Raw genomic sequence first — 16,413 nt, 5'->3', positions numbered from 1 at the left:
GGTGAACCCGAGACTGGCCGAGATCGCGGGCTCCCTGACGCCGGGGGCCGCGCTCGACCTCGGTTGCGGCGGCGGGGGAGACGCGTTGTGGCTGGTGAGGCGGGGATGGCGGGTGACCGCGGTCGACATCTCCGGATCGGCGGTGCGCTCGCTCCACGAGCGCGGTGAGCCGATCACGGCGCTCCGCGTCGATCTCGCCGAAGACTTCCCAGGCGGCACCTTCGATCTGGTGTCCGCGCAGTACCTCCACACCCCGTTCGAACTCGACCGCGCCCGCGTGCTGCGGACCGCCGCCCAGGCGCTCAACCCGGGCGGACGGCTGGTCGTCGTCGATCACGGCTCCACCGCGCCGTGGTCGTGGAACCAGGACCCGGACCTCCGGTTCCCGGCTCCGCGGGAAGTGGCCGCGGACCTGGCCCTCGATCCCGCGGAATGGCGGATCGAACGGGCCGATGTCTTGGAGCGTCAGGCGACCGGTCCGGCGGGCCGGACCGCGACCGTCGTCGACCACGTCCTGGTGCTCCGGCGGATTCCGGAGCCCCCGCGATGAGCGCCCGGCGTAAACGCGACGCCGGGCCGCCGTCGACAGGACCCGGTGAGAAGGACGTACTCGTCGGCTTCCTCGACTACCTGCGCGCCGCCGTCGCGGCGAAGGCCGATGGGGTGCCGGAAACCGTGGCACGGGTCCCCGGGGTGCCGTCGGGCACGAACCTGCTCGGCCTGGTCGGCCATCTGACCGCGGTGGAACGGCATTGGCTGCTCGGCGAGAAGGTCACCGACTGGAAGGCGACCTTCCACCCGGCCCCGGACGCGACGACCGCGACGATTCTCGCCGCCTACCGGGAAACCATCGCCGAAACGAACGACGAGATCGCGTCCTGGGACGGCCTCGCCGAAGCCGGCCTACGTTCGGCGTCGCGGCGATGGACGCTGACTCACCTGATCGAGGAGACCGCGCGGCACGCGGGACACGCCGACATCCTGCGCGAGCTGATCGACGGCTCCACCGGACGCTGACCACCGAAAGGAGAACCATCCCATGCTTCACCGAAGCTTCCGGCGAACCGCGGCCGCGTTCGCCGCCGCCCTGGTCCTGATGACGGCGGCGTGCGGGACGGCGGGCGATCCCGCGCCCGCCTACGAGGACGTCACTCGCGGCGACGCGAGTTTCGCCCAGCGGTTCCGTCATGAATTCGCGGACGTCGACGGGGTGAAAATGCACTACGTCACCGGCGGCCGGGGCGCGCCGCTCGTCCTGCTGCACGGCTGGCCGCAGACCTGGTACGGCTGGCACCGCGTCATGCCCGCGCTGGCCGACCACTTCACGGTGTACGCCCTCGACCTTCCCGGCCTCGGCGACAGCACCGGCGCGCCACCCAGCTACGACAAGGCGACCCTCGCCCGCTACGTGCACGGCCTCGTCGCCGGACGGCTCGGCCTGCGCGACACCAGGATCGTCGGCCACGACCTCGGTGCCGCGGTCGCCTTCCAGTACGCCGCGCAGTTCCCCGGCGATCTCACCCGCCTCGCCTACCTCGACCTGCCGCTGCCGGGACCCGCGCTCGACGCGACGGCCTACCGGAACCTGAGCTGGCACATCGCCTTCCACTCGCAGAAAACGGTTCCGGAGGCCATCGTCGGCGACGACGTCCGCGAGTACCTTTCCCTGTTCTATCCCCAGGTCGCCTACTCCGGGACGGCCTTCGGCGGCCCCGGTGCGCCGCCGCCGTTCGGCGACGCCGAGATCGGCGAGTACGCTCGCACCTACAGCAGGCCCGAGGTACTGCACGGCGGATTCGAGCTCTACCGCACGCTCGGCCAGGACGCGGCCACGAACACCGGCGCGAAACCCATCACGACGCCGACTCTGCTTATGACCGCCGAAGGACTGCTCGAACCCCAGAGGGCCACGCTCGCTCCCCGCGTCGCCAACCTCGCCCGCGCGGTCGAGGTACCGCGGGCGGGACATTGGCTGGCCGAGGAGAACCCCGAGTTCGTCACAGCGGAATTGGTCGACTTCCTCAAGAAGTGACCCGACGCTCGTGAGCGGTAATGACGGTTATTATAGAACCGTCATTACCACTCACGAGGCGACCTGGCAGTCACGACGCGGCACGGTGTACCTCAGGAACGGGTCAGCGTGACCCCGTAGGTGTTCGCCGCGTCCACGACGGGCTGGTAGTACGAGTACGAACCGGTCACGTTGGAGCCCTCGTTGTAGCCGCAGTCGTGTCCGTCGTTCGGGCCGCCGGAGGTCATGCCCTGCGCGGTGTTGCCCGCGATGTAGGCGCCGCCGCTGTCGCCGCCTTCGGTGCACACGGTCGACTTCGCCAGCCCGCTGGTGGCGACGCTTTCCCCGCTGGGTCCATCAGCACGCCGAGGACTCGGTCGTCTTGGCCTTGGACAACGAGGCGATGATCGCCGGACGGCCGAACCCGAAGGAGCGGTCGACGGCGACCACCGGACAGTCGTCGGCGGCGGCAGGACGGAGATCACGTCCGCGCAGGTCCAGCGTACAACGCCAGATGACTATGCTCCACAGGGCGACAGCAACCAGAACGGAGAACCACTCAGCAAGCGAACACGCTGGGTAGTTAAAACGCTTCAATCTGATGATAAGCCGGGAGCCGGGAGCCCTGAGGCACGTTCCAGTGTGAACGTGCCGTTCTCGTGGTCGCCCGGACGCTGACCTCCGCCTATCGGCTGCTCGACACGTGGATGCTGTTCCGGAACGACTTTCGTGTCAGGTTGTTGTTCGCCGTCAACGACACTTCGGCTTTCAGCGACGGCGTCGAGGAGGTGCTCAGGCAGGCCGGAGTCCGACTGGTCGGCTGGCACGCGGTGCGCGAGCCCGAGATCGCTTACGACCTCGTGCTGTCCGCGAGCGAGAACATCGACTTCGAAGACGTGTCGAAGCATGTCGTGGTTCTCCCGCACGGTCTGGGATTCAACAAGTTCGTGCCCGACAGCAACAACGGCGGCACGAGGTTGGCCGGGCTGCCCCCGGAGGGGGTGCTGCGTGCGGGCAAGGCGACGGTGGTGCTTTCACACCCCGAGCAACAACGTCAGCTGGCGGAGGCCAGCCCTGCCAGCCAAGGACGAACCGAGGTCGTCGGTGATACGACGCTGGCCCGGCTCCTGGCCAGCCGCGGCTTGAGGGAGCGCTATCGCGAGGCGTTTGGCACCGGCGGACGCACCATGATCGTGCTGACCTCGACCTGGCGGCCGGATTCCTTGCTGGGCCGGTGGCGATCCCTGCCCGCGCGGTTGCTGGCGGAACTCCCGGCAGACCTCTACCAGGTCTGCGTCGCACTGCATCCGAACATCTGGTCGTTCTACGGACGCGCGCAAGTGTCGTGGTGGTTCTCGTCCGCTGTGGAGGCTGGTCTGGTCCTGCTCCCGGCGGAATCGGGGTGGCAGGCCGCGCTGGTGGCCGCGGACCAGGTGATCACCGATCACGGATCGCTGGGGTTGTTCGCCGCGGCGATGGACAAGCCGATCCTCCACTCTGGGCTTTCCGCCGAAACCGTCACCGGCACACCGCCCGATCAGTTGCTACGCGACGCCCCGGAACTCGATCCGGACGCGCCGCTGCGCGAACAACTCGATCGCTGCCGTCGCGAGTATCGCCCGGGCAGGTTCGACCACATCACGCGACATGTGTTCGCCCACACGTCGGAGGCAGAAACCAACCTCCGGAACCTGATCTACCGGAAACTCGATCTCCTGCCACCCCCGGACGCACTGTCACCGCGCCACTTCTCCCTGCCTGAACCCGGTCTTCGCCCGGTCACCTCCTACGTCGTGGAGACGGTCCCCCTCGTGGACGACACGCTATGTCTCACCCGATTTCCCGCGGCCCTCTTCGTGGATCGCGATGGCCGGGAGACCCATGTGGTCGCCGACGAGACCGAGCCCGACTTGAAGATCCTCGAGCGGGCCGCGGTGATCGTGCGCACCAGTGTGCTCGACGAGACGACGGCCCGGCAGTGGACGACCTCGGCCCTGACGGCGCATCCGGGCGCCAGAGTCGCGATCACCGCCACCAGCCGCGGAGCTCTCGCCGCGGTCCGTGGCACCAGGTTCGTCAGGATCGGCCTGGCCGCCGGCCGCCGGCTCCTGCCTTTCGAGGCGCCCGCCGTCTACTGCTGCTGGCTGGCCGGCGGCCTCCGTGATCGTCGTGTTCTCGTTCAAGCCGGCCCGGTGTCGGCGCGAATCACTCTGACGGTTCAGGATCCCCAAGGCGACCGAGCCGGTCCTTGAATTCCTGGGCACGCCCGCTGCCCAGGAATTCGTGGAGATCGACCAGCGCTTGCAGGCATACGCGCGACAGGCCGGGATCGTCCGCGATGGTGGGAAGAAGACTCTCCCGCGCCGCCGCTTCGTAATACGGATGGCCGTCGCGGTGAAGAATCCTGATCGCCTCGTCGAAAAGCACCCGTGCTTCGTCAGCTCGGCCCAGCCCACGCTGGACACTCCCGAGTTCGGTGAGGCACCGGCCGAGCATCCTGGCGTCCCCGACCTCGCGGAGCTGCTCCAGTGCCTCGCGCAGGATGTCGTCCGCCTGCCCGAGACGACCCCTGAGACGGTGTGAGCACCCGAGAAAGAACGACGTGAAGGCAACGCCTCTCGTGTCGTCTTCTCGGGCGAACATCGCGATCGACCGCTGGTAGGCGGCGACAGCGTTCTCCTGGTCGGCATGGTCACGGAATCTTCCGAGCATCTCCCAGACCGACGCCAGCAGCCGCGGGTCATCGGCTCCTTCGGCGAGCGGCAACGCCCGGTCGACCAGTTCCTCACGGGCCCTGTCGAGTTTGCCCAGGTCGGTCCACGCGCGACTCACAAAGCTCCGCAACCGGGTCTCGGCGCGGACGTGACCGATGATCCGTGCCGACGTCGCGCCGATCTCGCTCGGCTGAGTCCAGTCCACCAGGTAGCGCCGAGTCACATACAGCGCGGAAAGCGCTTCGGCCAGCCTCCAGGATTCGTCGTGCATGCCGAGCTCCGCCGCGGCCCGTTGCACCGCCAGCAGGTTTACCCGTTCACGTTCGAACCAGGCCAAGGCCTCGACCTTTGGTTCCGCACCGGCGAAAGGAGATTTCCACTTCGCGGTCACGGTATCCGGGTCGACCCGGTAGCGGCCGGCCCCCAGCAGGGCAAGATCAGCGAACGCGGCCGTGCGAAGCAGGTAGGCGACCACTCGCCGCACGGCGGCTTCGCACTCCTCCGCCCCGACCACCTTGTACGCCAGCTGCCGAGCATGCCGCCGCACCATCGCGTGCAACGACAACCTGCCGGCAGCGTCCTCGTTCAGCAAGCCGGCTTCGATCAGCTCGTCCGCCGCGGAGCTCAGCGTTTCCCTGCGGACATCAGTGAGCAGCGACAGCGTCTCTTGATCCAGATCACGGCCGGCGAACAGGCCGAGCAGACGATAGGCCCGGGCCGGTAGCGGCTCGAGCGCCTCGTACGCCACCGTGAACACGGCCGAGACCTTGTCCTTGCCGCCGACCGCGAAACCCGCGCGGCGGGACTCGATCTGCCCGACCAGGTCCGCCACGCGAAGACCCGGGCGGGCCAGCAACCGCGACGCGGCCACCTTCAACGCCACCGGCAGGCCCGAGCACAACCGGACCAGACGGTCGACAGCTTCCGGCTCGACCCTCCACCCGCGCCCCGGCCAAGGTGGCCAGCATATGTGCTCCGCTGGCCTCATCGAGTGGTTCGAGCCGGATCGCCTCGGCACCCTCGACCAGCAACTCAGTCATCTGAGCACTGCTCGTCACCACGACCGCACTCTTCGCCCCATTGGGCAGGAAGGGAAACACCTGCGATGCGTCGGTAACGTCCTCGAGGACGATCAGGACCGCCTTCGTCGCCGTGATGCTCCGCAACAGGTTAGCTCGCCCGGTGAGCGTCGAAGGCAGAACATCCTTCGCGACCCCCAACGCGAGCAGGCACGAACCGAGCGAATCCGTGACCGAAGGAGTGGCCCCGCCGATCGCCGTGAACTCGACATGGAGATCACCACCGGGGAACATCCGCGCGTCACGCGTCCGCTGGACACTCTGCCGGATGAACGCGGTCTTGCCCACCCCCGGCAAGCCATGGCACACACCCAGCCTGACCACTCCGGACGAACGCGAATTCCAGAACCGGTCCATCACGGCCAGGTCCGTCTCCCGATTCACGAACTCACGTGGTCCCAATGGAACCTCCTGCGGCACGACCATGCAGCCCTCCCCGCTCGACAGCCGACCGACAACCAGGCCCCGACCCTATCGCGATCAGCGAGCAGAAGGCGGCATGCGAGGCCAAGGTGCTCACCAGTAGGCGGGACCCGATGCGGTCCAGGTTCGACGCCGGTGTGGTACCTCCCGTGCCCACTGACGGGTTACTCGACGTAGCCCACCGGTTGCTTGGGGATCTCCTGCACCGGCCCTTTCACTCGGCCGCGTCGGGGGCGCGACCGGAATTCGGCCGCCGTCCGGTGGTGTCAGCGAGCAAGTCATCCCTTCAAAAAAGCCTGCAGTTCATCCCGCGCGGCGATATCAGGGAATTGATCGGTCCTGAAAGGACTTATTGTCGATCGGCCAGGGCGACGATGTGCCCGCGCCCGATGTCAGCTACGACCGCCGGTTCCACCACAGCGTCCCGTGCAACCTGACCGAGACCCACTTTCCACCAGTCATCGTCCTTTGCTGAGGATGTCGTCTCAGCCGGGGAGGGCATCATGCGATTTCGCCGGTTCGGCACAGCGTGCCCAGTATTCGGCGCATCACCGACGCGGCGGTCACCATACTGGCGACGACACAGGCCGCCGTCGACAGCCGCAGAAGCGCTGGACAGTGGACATGATCGGCATCTCGAGGTGTTTCCAGGTCGCGGACCACGCGCAGGCGGGTGGCCCTCCCGAAGCCGTAACGTCACCCGCCGCGATCACGTACCCAGGCGACGATGCCGTCTGACCAGGATCCGACTGGTCAGACGGCGCCAGGTCCGAGGATGCGGTCGTATGTACCTTCACACGCCGCCGGATCAGAACGGTCACGACGGTGATCGCGACTGCCGCCGCGGCGAAGGGGTCGAGCAGCCACCACGGCCAGGTGGGCGGGGTGTGCCCGGTGACGACGACCGAGGGCCCGCCGGGTATACCAGTGAGATCAGCGGAGGTCAGTACCACGTCCTCGGATCGAGCAGGTCGTTGTGGGTGCGGAAGTCCGCCAGGCTGGTGTAGCCACGTCCGGTCCTGTCGACGGCTCTGCCGAAACCAGGTGCGAGGTACAGCGTGAGGAGTTCGAGGGTGCCCCGCTCGCGTTTGACAAACAGTGACCGCGCGAACGGCGCGTCGCCATCGGCCCCGAGATCGCGTTACTTCGAGATGTCGGGCGACCGCGGCAACTTAGCGGGCCTCGACGGAACTGGAAGCGTCCAATCAGGACACTCGGTCCCGCCGAGGCCGCATACTACGCACCCTGTCGGCCGCGCCTGCGTTTCCTGGTGAGCCGACGGTTCCCCGCACCGCGGCGCGGAAGACCGGCGAGTGGGTCACAGGACGCAGCGGGTGCCTTCGGGCGGTGTCTTCAGATCGACCAGGTAGGCAAGGACGGCGTCGTTGACGCAGGCGTTTTCACCGAGCAGTGAGACGCCGTGCTGCGCGCCGTCCACGGTCAGCAGGCTGCCGCCGAGTGCTTCGGCCAGGTCGACCCCGGCCTGGTACGGAGTGGCCACGTCCCCGGTGGTCGACACGGTCAGCGTCGGCGGCAGACCGGCGACGTCGCCGGTGAGCCAGGGGCCGGTCCTGGACGGCGGCTTCGGCCATGCCTCGCACGTGTTGTGGTTCTGTTCCACCGGCCTGCCGTCGTCCATGAACGGCGCCGCTTCGCGGATCCGGCGGAGCATCTCGGTCTGCTCGGCCGGGGTGCGGCGGGGCCAGTCCATGCACCGGATCGCGAGGAAGCTGTCGATCAAACCGTTGTAGCGGCCGTCCGGTCCGCGGCCCGTCATCTGGTCACGCAGCGCGAGCAGGATGTCGCCCCGGCCCTCGGCCAATTCGGTGAGCCCGTCGATGAGTTTGGGAAGCAGAGCCTCGGCGCGCATCCCGGTCAGCGCAGCGGTAATGGCGTCGTTGTAGCCAAGGCCGCGGCCGCCGGTGGTCGGCGCGGGCCGGTCGACCAGTGGCCGCGTCAACGCCTGGAACTTTTCGATCGCGCGAGCCGGATCGGTCCCCAGCGGGCAATCCGGGGTCTTCGCGCATTCCTCGGCCAGCCGGTCGAAACCTTCCTGGCCTGCTGCGGCCTGCCCGATGGTCATCTCGACCGGGGTCTGCCCAGGGGCGACCGCACCGTCGAGGACCAGCGCACGCACCTTCTCCGGGAACTCCTCCGCGTAGACCCCGCCCAGCTCGGTCCCGTAGCTGTAGCCGAGGAAGGTCAGCTTCTCGTCACCGAGGGCGGCCCGCAGCACGTCCATGTCCCGCGCGGTCTCCCGGGTGCCGATGCTGGTGAGTACGTCCTCTCCACCCGCGCTCTCCGCGCACCGCTGCATGATCTTCTGGGCGTGCTCCTCGCTGGCGCTGCCGTGATGGTCCAGCGCGTTGTCGAAGCCCGCGGCACGACCGTCGTCGTCGGCATCGGTGAAGCAGTCCAACTGGGGCGACGAGGCGCCGACGCCGCGGGGGTCGAACCCGATGATGTCGAACCGCTGCCCGAGCGACCCCTCCGTCCACAGTGGCTTCGAGGCCATGGAGGCGACGAAGTTCATCCCCGAGCCGCCGGGACCGCCCGGGTTGACCAGCAGCGACCCGATCTTCTCGCCACTGGCCGGGATCCGCAGCATGGCGACCTCACCGCGAGCCCCGCCTGGGTTGTCGTAGTCCAAGGGAACCTGCACCCGCGCGCAGTCCAGGAGCTTGTTCGCGAACAGCTTCTCGTCGACAGGCGTCGTCGCGAAAGGAGCGCACGGTTCGAACTTCACCTGCTGGTTGTGGAATTCGGTCAGGTCCGGTGGTGGCGCGCCGGGTGAGGGTGGTGTGGTGCAGGCGCCCGCGAGGGCCAGCGACGCGGCTCCCACGACGAGCAGTCTTGAGCGCGTACGGAACACAGGAACTCCTTGGTTGAGATGCATTCGCCGCATCGACGCTAGGACCGCCGGTCGCGCCGGCGGATCCGTCGCCGGGCTCGGACCGCCCAACCGAAGTCGGAGCCGCACCTCCGTCTTTGGTGGGAGGTGGCGGGGCGGTGGCTTGTCTAGGCTCGGCACCGTGAACGACACAGCGGACAGCCGGCAGCGGGTCGCCGACGGCGGGCTGTTCGTGCTCGCGGTGTTGGCAGTGCTGACGCTGGTGGTCCTCCGGCTGGAGATCGCGCCGACGACACCCGGCTGGATCATGATCGCCGACATCGCCGCCGGGGCACTCGGCTGTCTCGCGCTCTGGTGGCGACGCCGTTACCCGACGGTGCTGGCCACCGTTCTGGTGGTACTGACCACCTTCTCCGAGACCGTCTCACCCGCGGCGCTGGTCCTGCTGTTCACCGTGGCCATCCACCGCTCGACGCGGACCGTCGTACTGCTCGCCGTGGGCAGCGTGCTCACCCACGCGGTCTACCAGGTGTTGCGGCCCGAACCCCTGCTGTCGACGTGGGTGTTCGTCTCGTGGATCCTGCTGGTGCACGTCGTGGTCGTCGCGTGGGGTCTGCTGAGGCGCGGCCGTCGCCAGCTCATCGCGTCGCTGCGCGAGCGGGCCGTGGCCGCCGAGGTCGAAGCTCAGCTGCGCACCGAGCACGCCAGGCTCGAGGCCCGTGAGGCGCTGGCCAGGGAGATGCACGACGTGCTCGGCCATCGGCTGTCCCTGCTCGCCATCAACGCGGGCGCCCTGGCTTACCACCGCACCGCCACGGCCGAGGACGCCCGGCGAGCCGCGGAACTGATCCGGGAGAGCGCTCACCGCGCGCTCAAGGACCTGCGCGAGGTCATCTCGGTGCTGCGCGCCCCGGACGGTGACGTGCCGCTTCCCGGCGTCACGGACATCGCCGAACTCGTCGAGGAAACCGCCCTCACCGGCACCGACGTGCGGCTGCGCGACGAGCCCGGCGTGTGCATCGGCGCCCACGCGGTCCCGGCAGGTTTGGGCCGCACCCTGTACCGATTCGTGCAAGAGGGCCTGACCAACGCGCGCAAGCACGCCCCGGCCGCCCCGATCGCCGTCACGATCACCGCCGACCCCGGCGCGCACCTGAGCGCGGAGGTCGTCAACGAGGCACCACCCGGGCATCCCGCCGCAGCGCCGCCCGGCTCCGGAGCGGGCCTGCGCGGCCTGGCCGAACGGGTCACGCTCGTCGGCGGCGACCTTCAGCACGGCCCCACCCGCACCGGCGGCTGGCGGCTGGGAGTCCGGCTACCGTGGCCGACGTGACCACTATCGACGTGCTCATCGCCGACGACGACCCGGTCGTACGCTTCGGGCTGACCATGATGCTGGGTGGCGCCACCGATCTGAGGGTGGTCGCCGAGGCGACCGACGGCGCGGAAGCGATCGAACTGGCCGCCCGCCACTCCCCCGACGTCGTCCTGATGGACATCCGCATGCCCGGCACCGACGGCATCACCGCCACCGAGACCCTCCTCGCCCGCGACGACGCGCCCAAGGTGGTCGTGCTCACCACCTTCGACTCCGACGCCCACGTCCTGCGCGCCCTGCGCGCGGGCGCGGCAGGGTTCCTGCTCAAGGACACCCCGCCGGAGGAACTCGTCGTCGCCATCCGCCAGGCCGCCGAGGGACGGCCCGTGCTCTCGCCCGAGGTCACCCGCCGCCTCATCGACCGCGTCGCGAGCGCCGGCCCCGGACGCGACGCCCGCGCCGAAGCCGCGCGCAAACGCCTGGACTCACTCGCCCCGCGAGAACGCACAGTGGCCATCGACGTCGGTGCCGGACGCTCCAACGCCGACATCGCCACCCGCCACCACCTTGGCCTGGCCACCGTCAAGACCCACGTCTCGGCCATCCTCACCAAACTGGACCTCGACAACCGCGTCCAAATCGCCCTGCTCGTCCACGACGCCGACCTCGCCCCCCAAGCCTGAGCCGACCCGCCCAAGCAGTACGGAAACCGGTCATCGCCTCACAGGTTGTCCGAATAGAAGTCGGCGAGCCGATCGACGGCGGCGTCGACGTACTCGGGCTCGTCGTACAGCTCGTAATGGCCGGCGCCCTCGATCACCATGAGATCGACCGGGTCGGGTGCCAGTTTCCAGAGCTGCGTGCCGGACTCGTAGGAGCCGGTGTTGCCGATGCGTCCCGCGAGGATGACCTGCAGCGGCTGGGTCATGAGCTGATCGACCAGGTGGTACGCGTCGTAGCCCAGGAGCAGCGAGTCGCCACGGGAAAGTCGGCGGTTCGTCGAGTGCTCGTTCCTGCCCCGCTCTGTGCGGTAGAAGGTGATCGCCTGGGTTGTGTCGACATCGGTCAGCCCGGCCGCGGCGGCGTCCTCCAAGGTGTCGGGCAGCCAGTTCACGCGGCTCAGCTCACCGGCGCGGGTCTCCTCGATACGCGCACCGGCCAAGGCGTCGAGCGCGGCCGCCGGGCCCTCCGGCTGAAAGCCGCGGAACGACGCGCCGATGTTGACCGGGACGACCGTGCCGATCGCCTTGACGCGGTGGTCCGTGCGAGCGGTGTGCACCGCGTAGCCGCCGCCGGCACAGATGCCGAGGACGCCGATACGCTCCGGGGCGATGCCGGGGATCGTGCTGAGCGCGTCGATCGCGTAGGAAATGTCCTCACCGCGACGGTACGGATCCTCGAGGTCGCGAGGCTCACCGCCGCTCTGCCCCTGATGGGCGGGGTCGAACACCAGCGCCGCGATGCCCCGAGCGGCGAGACGGGACGCGTAGTTCGCGCCGATCTGCTCCTTCACGCTGCTGCCAGGCGTGGAGAGCACCACGGCACGCAGCGGCGCAGCGTCGCCGAGGTCGCCGGGCAGGTGAAGGTCGGCCGCGAGCTCGATCGGCCCGCGCGGGATCGTGACGTGTTGAAGCACCTGATGGCACCTTCCGCGTATGGTTTGTTCGATAGTCGATCAGTCCGAAGTGCTTGTTAGTACGTTATTAAACTAGTTTAGAACTGTACCATCCGGATGAAGGGGCTCACGTGTCGGCTGACGCCGCCCAGCTGTGGACGCTGAACCACCGCCTGCTGACCGTCGTGATGGACGCCTGCAGCGCCGAACTGGCCGAACTCGGACTCGAGACGAAGGAGTTCTTCGTGCTCGCCGAGGTGGCCGCGTCGCCGTACCCGGCCGAGCTGGCGGCGACGCTGATGATTCCCAAGGCGAGCGTGACGGTCTACGTGCGCAGCCTCGTCGCGAAAGGGTTCATACGACGCGAGATCGACGACGCGGACCTGCGGCGGCATCGGCTGGTACTCACCGCCGAGGGCGAGGCGGCGCGCGACCGTGCGCTCGCGGCGCTCGCGACGGAGTTCGACCGCAGGCTGGCGAGGATCGCGCCTCGCGATCGCACCGAGCTGCGGCGGATCCTCTTGGCCCTGCTCGAGCCTGCGCACTATCGATGACGGCCGAGGCGGTGTCTCGTGCGCTTGAGCAGAGGTGGGGCCCAGGATCGCGACCTAGGCCCCACCTCTGTCGATCACAGGCAGAACACGTCGCGCTTCGGCAGCTTCCCGGACATCAGGAAGTCCGTGGTGGTGTTCAGCGCGCAGGCGTTGCCGCCGAGGACGTACGCGCCGTGACCGCTGCCTTCGACGGTCACCAGCCGCGACCGGTCACCGAACTTGCCGTCGATCAGCTGACCGCCCCGCAGCGGTGTTGAAGGATCCCGCCGGTTCTGTACGACCAGCACGTTCTCCGGCCCCTTGTCGTTGACCGCCACCGGAGGTTCGGCCGGTGCGTAAGACCAGAACGCGCACGGCGTGATGTTCGCGCCGGCGGCGCCGTAGAGGGGGTACCGCTCGCGGTCTTCGGCCACGCCACGCTGATAGGTACGCACGTCCGAGGGCCAGGCGACGTCGTTGCACGTCACCGCGAGGAACACCGACCACGGGTTGTCCGTCGGCGACGGTGCCGCCGCGGGTGACAGGCGCTTCGCTTCCGTGGCGAGGCGTTGCGCCGCTACCTTGTCGCCGTCACGGACCGACTGCCACTCCTGCGCCGCCTGCCCGTACCTCGTCTGCGCGTACAACGCCGCGAACGTGGCCAGCCGGAACGACCGCCCGTCGAGGCCGTTCACCGGCGTCTTGTCGAGCTTCTCCGCGAGCGCGAAGTACGTCCCGCGCACCTCTGCGGCTGTACGGCCGAGACCATACGACTCATGCCGTGCCGCCACCCACTTCGCGAAGTCCGGGAAGGTCTCCTCGGCACCGAGCCCGAACCTGCGCAGCCCTTCGCGATTGAGATGGGTGTCGCCGGCATTGCTGTCAAGCACGACCCGGTCGGACGTCTCCGGGAACATCGACGCGTACGCCGCACCGAGCGCCGAGCCGTACGAATAGCCCAGGAAGCTGGCCTTGTCCTCACCGAGCGCGGCCCGGATCCGGTCCAGGTCCCTCGCCATGTTCGCCGTCGAGATATGCTGCAGCCTGCCGTCCTTGTCGTTCGCGGCACACTGCGCGGCCACCGCTTTCGCGACCTTCGCCTGCTCGGCGACCGCCGCGTCGTCCACCGCGTACGGCGGGATGTTCCCCAGGTACTCCTGCTCTGCCGTGAACCCGCAGCTCACCGGAGTCGAATGCCCGACCCCGCGAGTGTCCATCCCGATCAGGTCGTAGCCGTCCAGGACACTCGCGGGCAGGCCGCGCGAGGCCAGGTCCACGGGAACGGACAGGCCTGCCCCACCAGGACCGCCCGGGTTCAGCATGAGCACGCCCCGCCGCGACGCGGGTTTCGTGCTGGCCAGCCGGGAGATCATGATCTCGATCCGCTCGCCTCCCGGCGTCCGGTAGTCCAAGGGCACCGGCACGGTGGCGCACCGCAGCACGATGCCCGCCGGCACCGGCACGTCCTCGGGGCACGGTGCCCATGTCAGCCCTTTCGAGGGTTCGCCCGCCCAGGCGGGCGCCGCGAACACCGACCCGGCGAGACCGAGGATCACCGCCAGGGCGGCACCTCGGCCCATCTCACGTTTCCGTCTCATCTCTCCCCGATCTTGGTGTGGTCACCGACGGTCGTATTCCAAACCGTGTCGTCGGGGCATGGTCAAGTGACGGCCGTCCGCATGGATCACCCGTGCGGGGCGCCGCTTGACTGTGCCCCTGGGGCACGGTGTCCAATGCGGAAGGTGGCCTGGAGTACACGTGAGCTGGCGGAGCTGGCCGGCACGACGCTGAAAACCGTCCGCTACTACCACCGGATCGGCTTGCTCGACGAGCCGGAACGGGCGCACAACGGGTACAAACGGTACGGCGTCGAGCATTTGATCCGGTTGTTGCGGATCCGGCGGCTGGCCGACCTGGGCGTGCCGCTGGCGGAGATCCCGGCGATGGCGGTCTCGGACGAGCACGCGGAGCAGACGCTGCGCGCGCTGGACGAGGAACTGCGGGCGAGTATCGAACGGCAGCAGCGGATGCGCGACGAGCTGGCGATGATCCTGGGCCGCCGCAGCCTGCTGGACCTGCCTCCTGGCTACGACGGGAACGTCGAAGGCATGCCGGAGGAGGAACGATCGTTGATGATGATCTTTTCGACCGTGCTCGACCCGGCGACGATGACCTCACTGCACGAAATGCAACCGGAGTCCCGCTCGGCCGTGCAGACGGAGTTCGACGTGCTGCCGGAGGACGCCGACGACGCGACGCGGCAACGTATCGCCGAGGGGCTCGCACCGCTCGCCCGTGACCAGTACGCGGCAAATCCCGCTTTGCTGGACGCGACGACTTGGGAAGCCCTCACGAAACCGGTCGTCCTTCACGGGGTGGCCGATCTGTACAACCCCGCCCAGGTGGACGTCCTGCAGCGGATGAACGCCCTTCTCGAATTCACCCCACCGGGGACGACGCACTGAGCCTTTTCATCCTGGGGGTTCAGAGGGTTGATCAACGTTCCGGACCGGGGCAACCTCGCAAGTAGTCGACTACTTGCGCCGGTCTTCACCGTGAACCGGAACGCTCGACGTGCCGGCGGCCCCGACACGAGCGATCGCAGAGATCTGCGGGCGTGGCACGCGATGTACCTCAGGTCGCCCGGAGGCAGAAGGGGTGTCCGGCCGGGCTGGCGTAGACCCGTCCGCCCTTCTGCGATGCGGGGTTGACGTCGTCAGTGGGCCGTAGCCGCCGCGCGCCTGCCTCAAGCACCAGCCGGTCCGCGGCCGCGAGGTCGTCCGTCGTCAGGTCGAGGTGCATCTGTTGCGGGATGCCCGACGGCCAGTTCGGGGGGATATGCCCCGGAGCCGACTGGATCACGAACACCGGGAATCCGTCGGTTCGGAGGAAGTGGTGGGTTTCGGTCTTCGCGATCGAGCCGCCCAGGAGCCGGTGCCAGAACGCACTCTCGGGTCCCAGTTCGGCAACGTCGATGATCACGGCGCTGAGATTGATGTCCATGCTTGTTTTCTGCCCTCTCCCGGTGTTTGTCCCGGGGTCATACCGCCGGGATGATGCCGCCGTCGACCCGGAACTCGGCTCCCGTGAGCCACTTCGCGCGGCCGGACGCGAGGAACGCGATCATCTCCGCCACGTCCTCGGGGTCGCCGGGCCGGCCCATCGGCACGTTCAGGTGATCCACGATCTGCTGCTGTATTTCGTCCACGCCAACGCCTTGCTGGTCGGCGATGCGCTGGAGGTGCTCGACGGCGCCCTCGGTGGCCACGAAGCCCGGCAGGACGCACACCACCCGCACCCCGTGCTCGCCCACCTCGGTCGCCAGCTCGCGGCTGTAGGTGTTGAGCGCCGCCTTCGCCGCTGCGTAGGACGCTTCGGTGCGCTGCGGCAGGCGGCTCGCGATCGATGAGACGTGCACGACCACGCCAGCCCCTCGCTCGACCATCCCCGGCACCAGGGCCCGGTCGAGCCGGACGGCACTGAGCAGGTTCATCTCCAGGTCCGCCAGCCACGACTCGTCGGACCGTTTCAGCGTCGGCATCGGGGCGCTCGCGGCGCCCGCGTTGTTGACCAGGACATCCACGCCGCCCACGCTGTCGATGACTCGGCGGCCGAGCTCCGCTGCTCCTTCGTCCGTCGCAAGGTCCGCGGGGATGAAAGTGACCGGCAGATCCTCCGGGGGCGCGCTGCGCGAGGCTGTCAGCACCGTCGCGCCAGCCGCGGCGAAGCGCCGGGCAGTCGCCTCGCCCAGGCCGCGGCTGCCACCGGTGACCAGCACGCGGAGGCCGCTGAGCCCCTCGTCCGGAATCGTCATGAGAGTGTCCCTCCAGTAAAGTGAACCCGACTCCGGAAACTATACTTAACCTGAA

At 68.7% G+C, this 16,413-nt stretch carries 15 protein-coding genes; 8 read left to right on the top strand and 7 right to left on the bottom strand.

Annotated features, from left to right (window positions below; genetic code table 11):
• Window position 1: 1 nt before the first annotated feature.
• The 3 genes from ACZ7KI_RS32505 to ACZ7KI_RS32495 are packed head-to-tail and all read left to right on the top strand — an operon-like array spanning window position 2 to window position 2,032.
• Window positions 2-550 carry a class I SAM-dependent methyltransferase gene (locus ACZ7KI_RS32505; protein ID WP_470276855.1) on the top strand — a complete coding sequence of 183 codons (549 nt, stop codon included), beginning with the start codon at window positions 2-4 and terminating at the stop codon, window positions 548-550.
• Window positions 547-1,017 carry a DinB family protein gene (locus tag ACZ7KI_RS32500; protein WP_470276854.1) on the top strand — a complete coding sequence of 157 codons (471 nt, stop codon included), beginning with the start codon at window positions 547-549 and terminating at the stop codon, window positions 1,015-1,017. Before ACZ7KI_RS32505 ends, ACZ7KI_RS32500 begins: the two co-directional genes overlap by 4 nt.
• Before the next feature lie 22 nt (window positions 1,018-1,039).
• Entirely contained in the window at window positions 1,040-2,032 is a 993-nt protein-coding gene (locus ACZ7KI_RS32495) for an alpha/beta fold hydrolase (RefSeq protein WP_470276853.1), read from the top strand.
• 92 nt (window positions 2,033-2,124) lie between these two features.
• Here ACZ7KI_RS32495 and ACZ7KI_RS32490 read toward each other — a convergent pair whose 3' ends face one another.
• Complete coding sequence (locus ACZ7KI_RS32490) at window positions 2,125-2,319, bottom strand: hypothetical protein (RefSeq protein ID WP_470276852.1); 195 nt, start codon at window positions 2,317-2,319, stop codon at window positions 2,125-2,127.
• A 351-nt stretch (window positions 2,320-2,670) separates the two neighbouring features.
• On the opposite strand from ACZ7KI_RS32490, the gene ACZ7KI_RS32485 reads away from it, so the two are divergent.
• Complete coding sequence (locus ACZ7KI_RS32485; protein ID WP_470276851.1) at window positions 2,671-4,263, top strand: hypothetical protein; 1,593 nt, start codon at window positions 2,671-2,673, stop codon at window positions 4,261-4,263.
• Here ACZ7KI_RS32485 and ACZ7KI_RS32480 read toward each other — a convergent pair.
• On the bottom strand, window positions 4,217-5,608 hold the full coding sequence (locus ACZ7KI_RS32480; RefSeq protein ID WP_470276850.1) for a tetratricopeptide repeat protein: 1,392 nt from the start codon (window positions 5,606-5,608) through the stop codon (window positions 4,217-4,219). The two genes, ACZ7KI_RS32485 and ACZ7KI_RS32480, sit on opposite strands and share 47 nt — an antisense overlap.
• A gap of 1,937 nt (window positions 5,609-7,545) precedes the next feature.
• A complete protein-coding gene (locus ACZ7KI_RS32475) occupies window positions 7,546-9,099 on the bottom strand; it encodes an alpha/beta hydrolase (RefSeq protein ID WP_470276849.1) in 1,554 nt (517 codons plus the stop codon).
• 160 nt (window positions 9,100-9,259) lie between these two features.
• On the opposite strand from ACZ7KI_RS32475, the gene ACZ7KI_RS32470 reads away from it, so the two are divergent.
• Both ACZ7KI_RS32470 and ACZ7KI_RS32465 read left to right on the top strand, forming a co-directional pair.
• Entirely contained in the window at window positions 9,260-10,411 is a 1,152-nt protein-coding gene (locus ACZ7KI_RS32470; RefSeq protein ID WP_470276848.1) for a sensor histidine kinase, read from the top strand.
• A complete protein-coding gene (locus ACZ7KI_RS32465) occupies window positions 10,399-11,079 on the top strand; it encodes a response regulator transcription factor (protein WP_470276847.1) in 681 nt (226 codons plus the stop codon). The genes ACZ7KI_RS32470 and ACZ7KI_RS32465 overlap by 13 nt, the downstream gene beginning before the upstream one ends.
• 38 nt (window positions 11,080-11,117) lie before the next feature.
• Here the strand turns inward: ACZ7KI_RS32465 and ACZ7KI_RS32460 are convergent, their stop codons facing one another.
• Window positions 11,118-12,032 carry an alpha/beta hydrolase gene (locus tag ACZ7KI_RS32460; RefSeq protein ID WP_470276846.1) on the bottom strand — a complete coding sequence of 305 codons (915 nt, stop codon included), beginning with the start codon at window positions 12,030-12,032 and terminating at the stop codon, window positions 11,118-11,120.
• Window positions 12,033-12,142: 110 nt separating this feature from the next.
• Here ACZ7KI_RS32460 and ACZ7KI_RS32455 point away from each other — a divergent pair, with 110 nt between their 5' ends.
• Window positions 12,143-12,565 carry a MarR family winged helix-turn-helix transcriptional regulator gene (locus tag ACZ7KI_RS32455; RefSeq protein ID WP_470276845.1) on the top strand — a complete coding sequence of 141 codons (423 nt, stop codon included), beginning with the start codon at window positions 12,143-12,145 and terminating at the stop codon, window positions 12,563-12,565.
• A gap of 74 nt (window positions 12,566-12,639) precedes the next feature.
• Here ACZ7KI_RS32455 and ACZ7KI_RS32450 read toward each other — a convergent pair whose 3' ends face one another.
• Window positions 12,640-14,142 carry an alpha/beta hydrolase gene (locus ACZ7KI_RS32450; RefSeq protein WP_470276844.1) on the bottom strand — a complete coding sequence of 501 codons (1,503 nt, stop codon included), beginning with the start codon at window positions 14,140-14,142 and terminating at the stop codon, window positions 12,640-12,642.
• A gap of 144 nt (window positions 14,143-14,286) precedes the next feature.
• On the opposite strand from ACZ7KI_RS32450, the gene ACZ7KI_RS32445 reads away from it, so the two are divergent.
• Complete coding sequence (locus ACZ7KI_RS32445; RefSeq protein WP_470276843.1) at window positions 14,287-15,009, top strand: helix-turn-helix domain-containing protein; 723 nt, start codon at window positions 14,287-14,289, stop codon at window positions 15,007-15,009.
• Window positions 15,010-15,178: 169 nt separating this feature from the next.
• Here ACZ7KI_RS32445 and ACZ7KI_RS32440 read toward each other — a convergent pair whose 3' ends face one another.
• Window positions 15,179-15,547, bottom strand: coding sequence for a VOC family protein (locus ACZ7KI_RS32440; RefSeq protein ID WP_470276842.1), 369 nt, complete (start codon window positions 15,545-15,547; stop codon window positions 15,179-15,181).
• 37 nt (window positions 15,548-15,584) lie between these two features.
• Complete coding sequence (locus tag ACZ7KI_RS32435) at window positions 15,585-16,358, bottom strand: oxidoreductase (protein WP_470276841.1); 774 nt, start codon at window positions 16,356-16,358, stop codon at window positions 15,585-15,587.
• Window positions 16,359-16,413 lie beyond the last annotated feature (55 nt).

Source organism: Amycolatopsis sp. NPDC039088 (assembly GCF_055598845.1).
Note: the sequence above shows the minus strand (reverse complement) of the source record. Positions and strands in the feature narration are given on the sequence as shown.

Excerpts from the sequence above, each read along its gene's own strand:
- ACZ7KI_RS32500 (WP_470276854.1), top strand. The coding sequence starts at position 547 with ATGAGCGCCCGGCGTAAACGCGACGCCGGGCCGCCGTCGACAGGACCC.
- ACZ7KI_RS32495 (WP_470276853.1), top strand. The coding sequence starts at position 1,040 with ATGCTTCACCGAAGCTTCCGGCGAACCGCGGCCGCGTTCGCCGCCGCC.
- ACZ7KI_RS32450 (WP_470276844.1), bottom strand. The coding sequence starts at position 14,142 with ATGAGACGGAAACGTGAGATGGGCCGAGGTGCCGCCCTGGCGGTGATC.
- ACZ7KI_RS32440 (WP_470276842.1), bottom strand. The coding sequence starts at position 15,547 with ATGGACATCAATCTCAGCGCCGTGATCATCGACGTTGCCGAACTGGGA.
- ACZ7KI_RS32435 (WP_470276841.1), bottom strand. The coding sequence starts at position 16,358 with ATGACGATTCCGGACGAGGGGCTCAGCGGCCTCCGCGTGCTGGTCACC.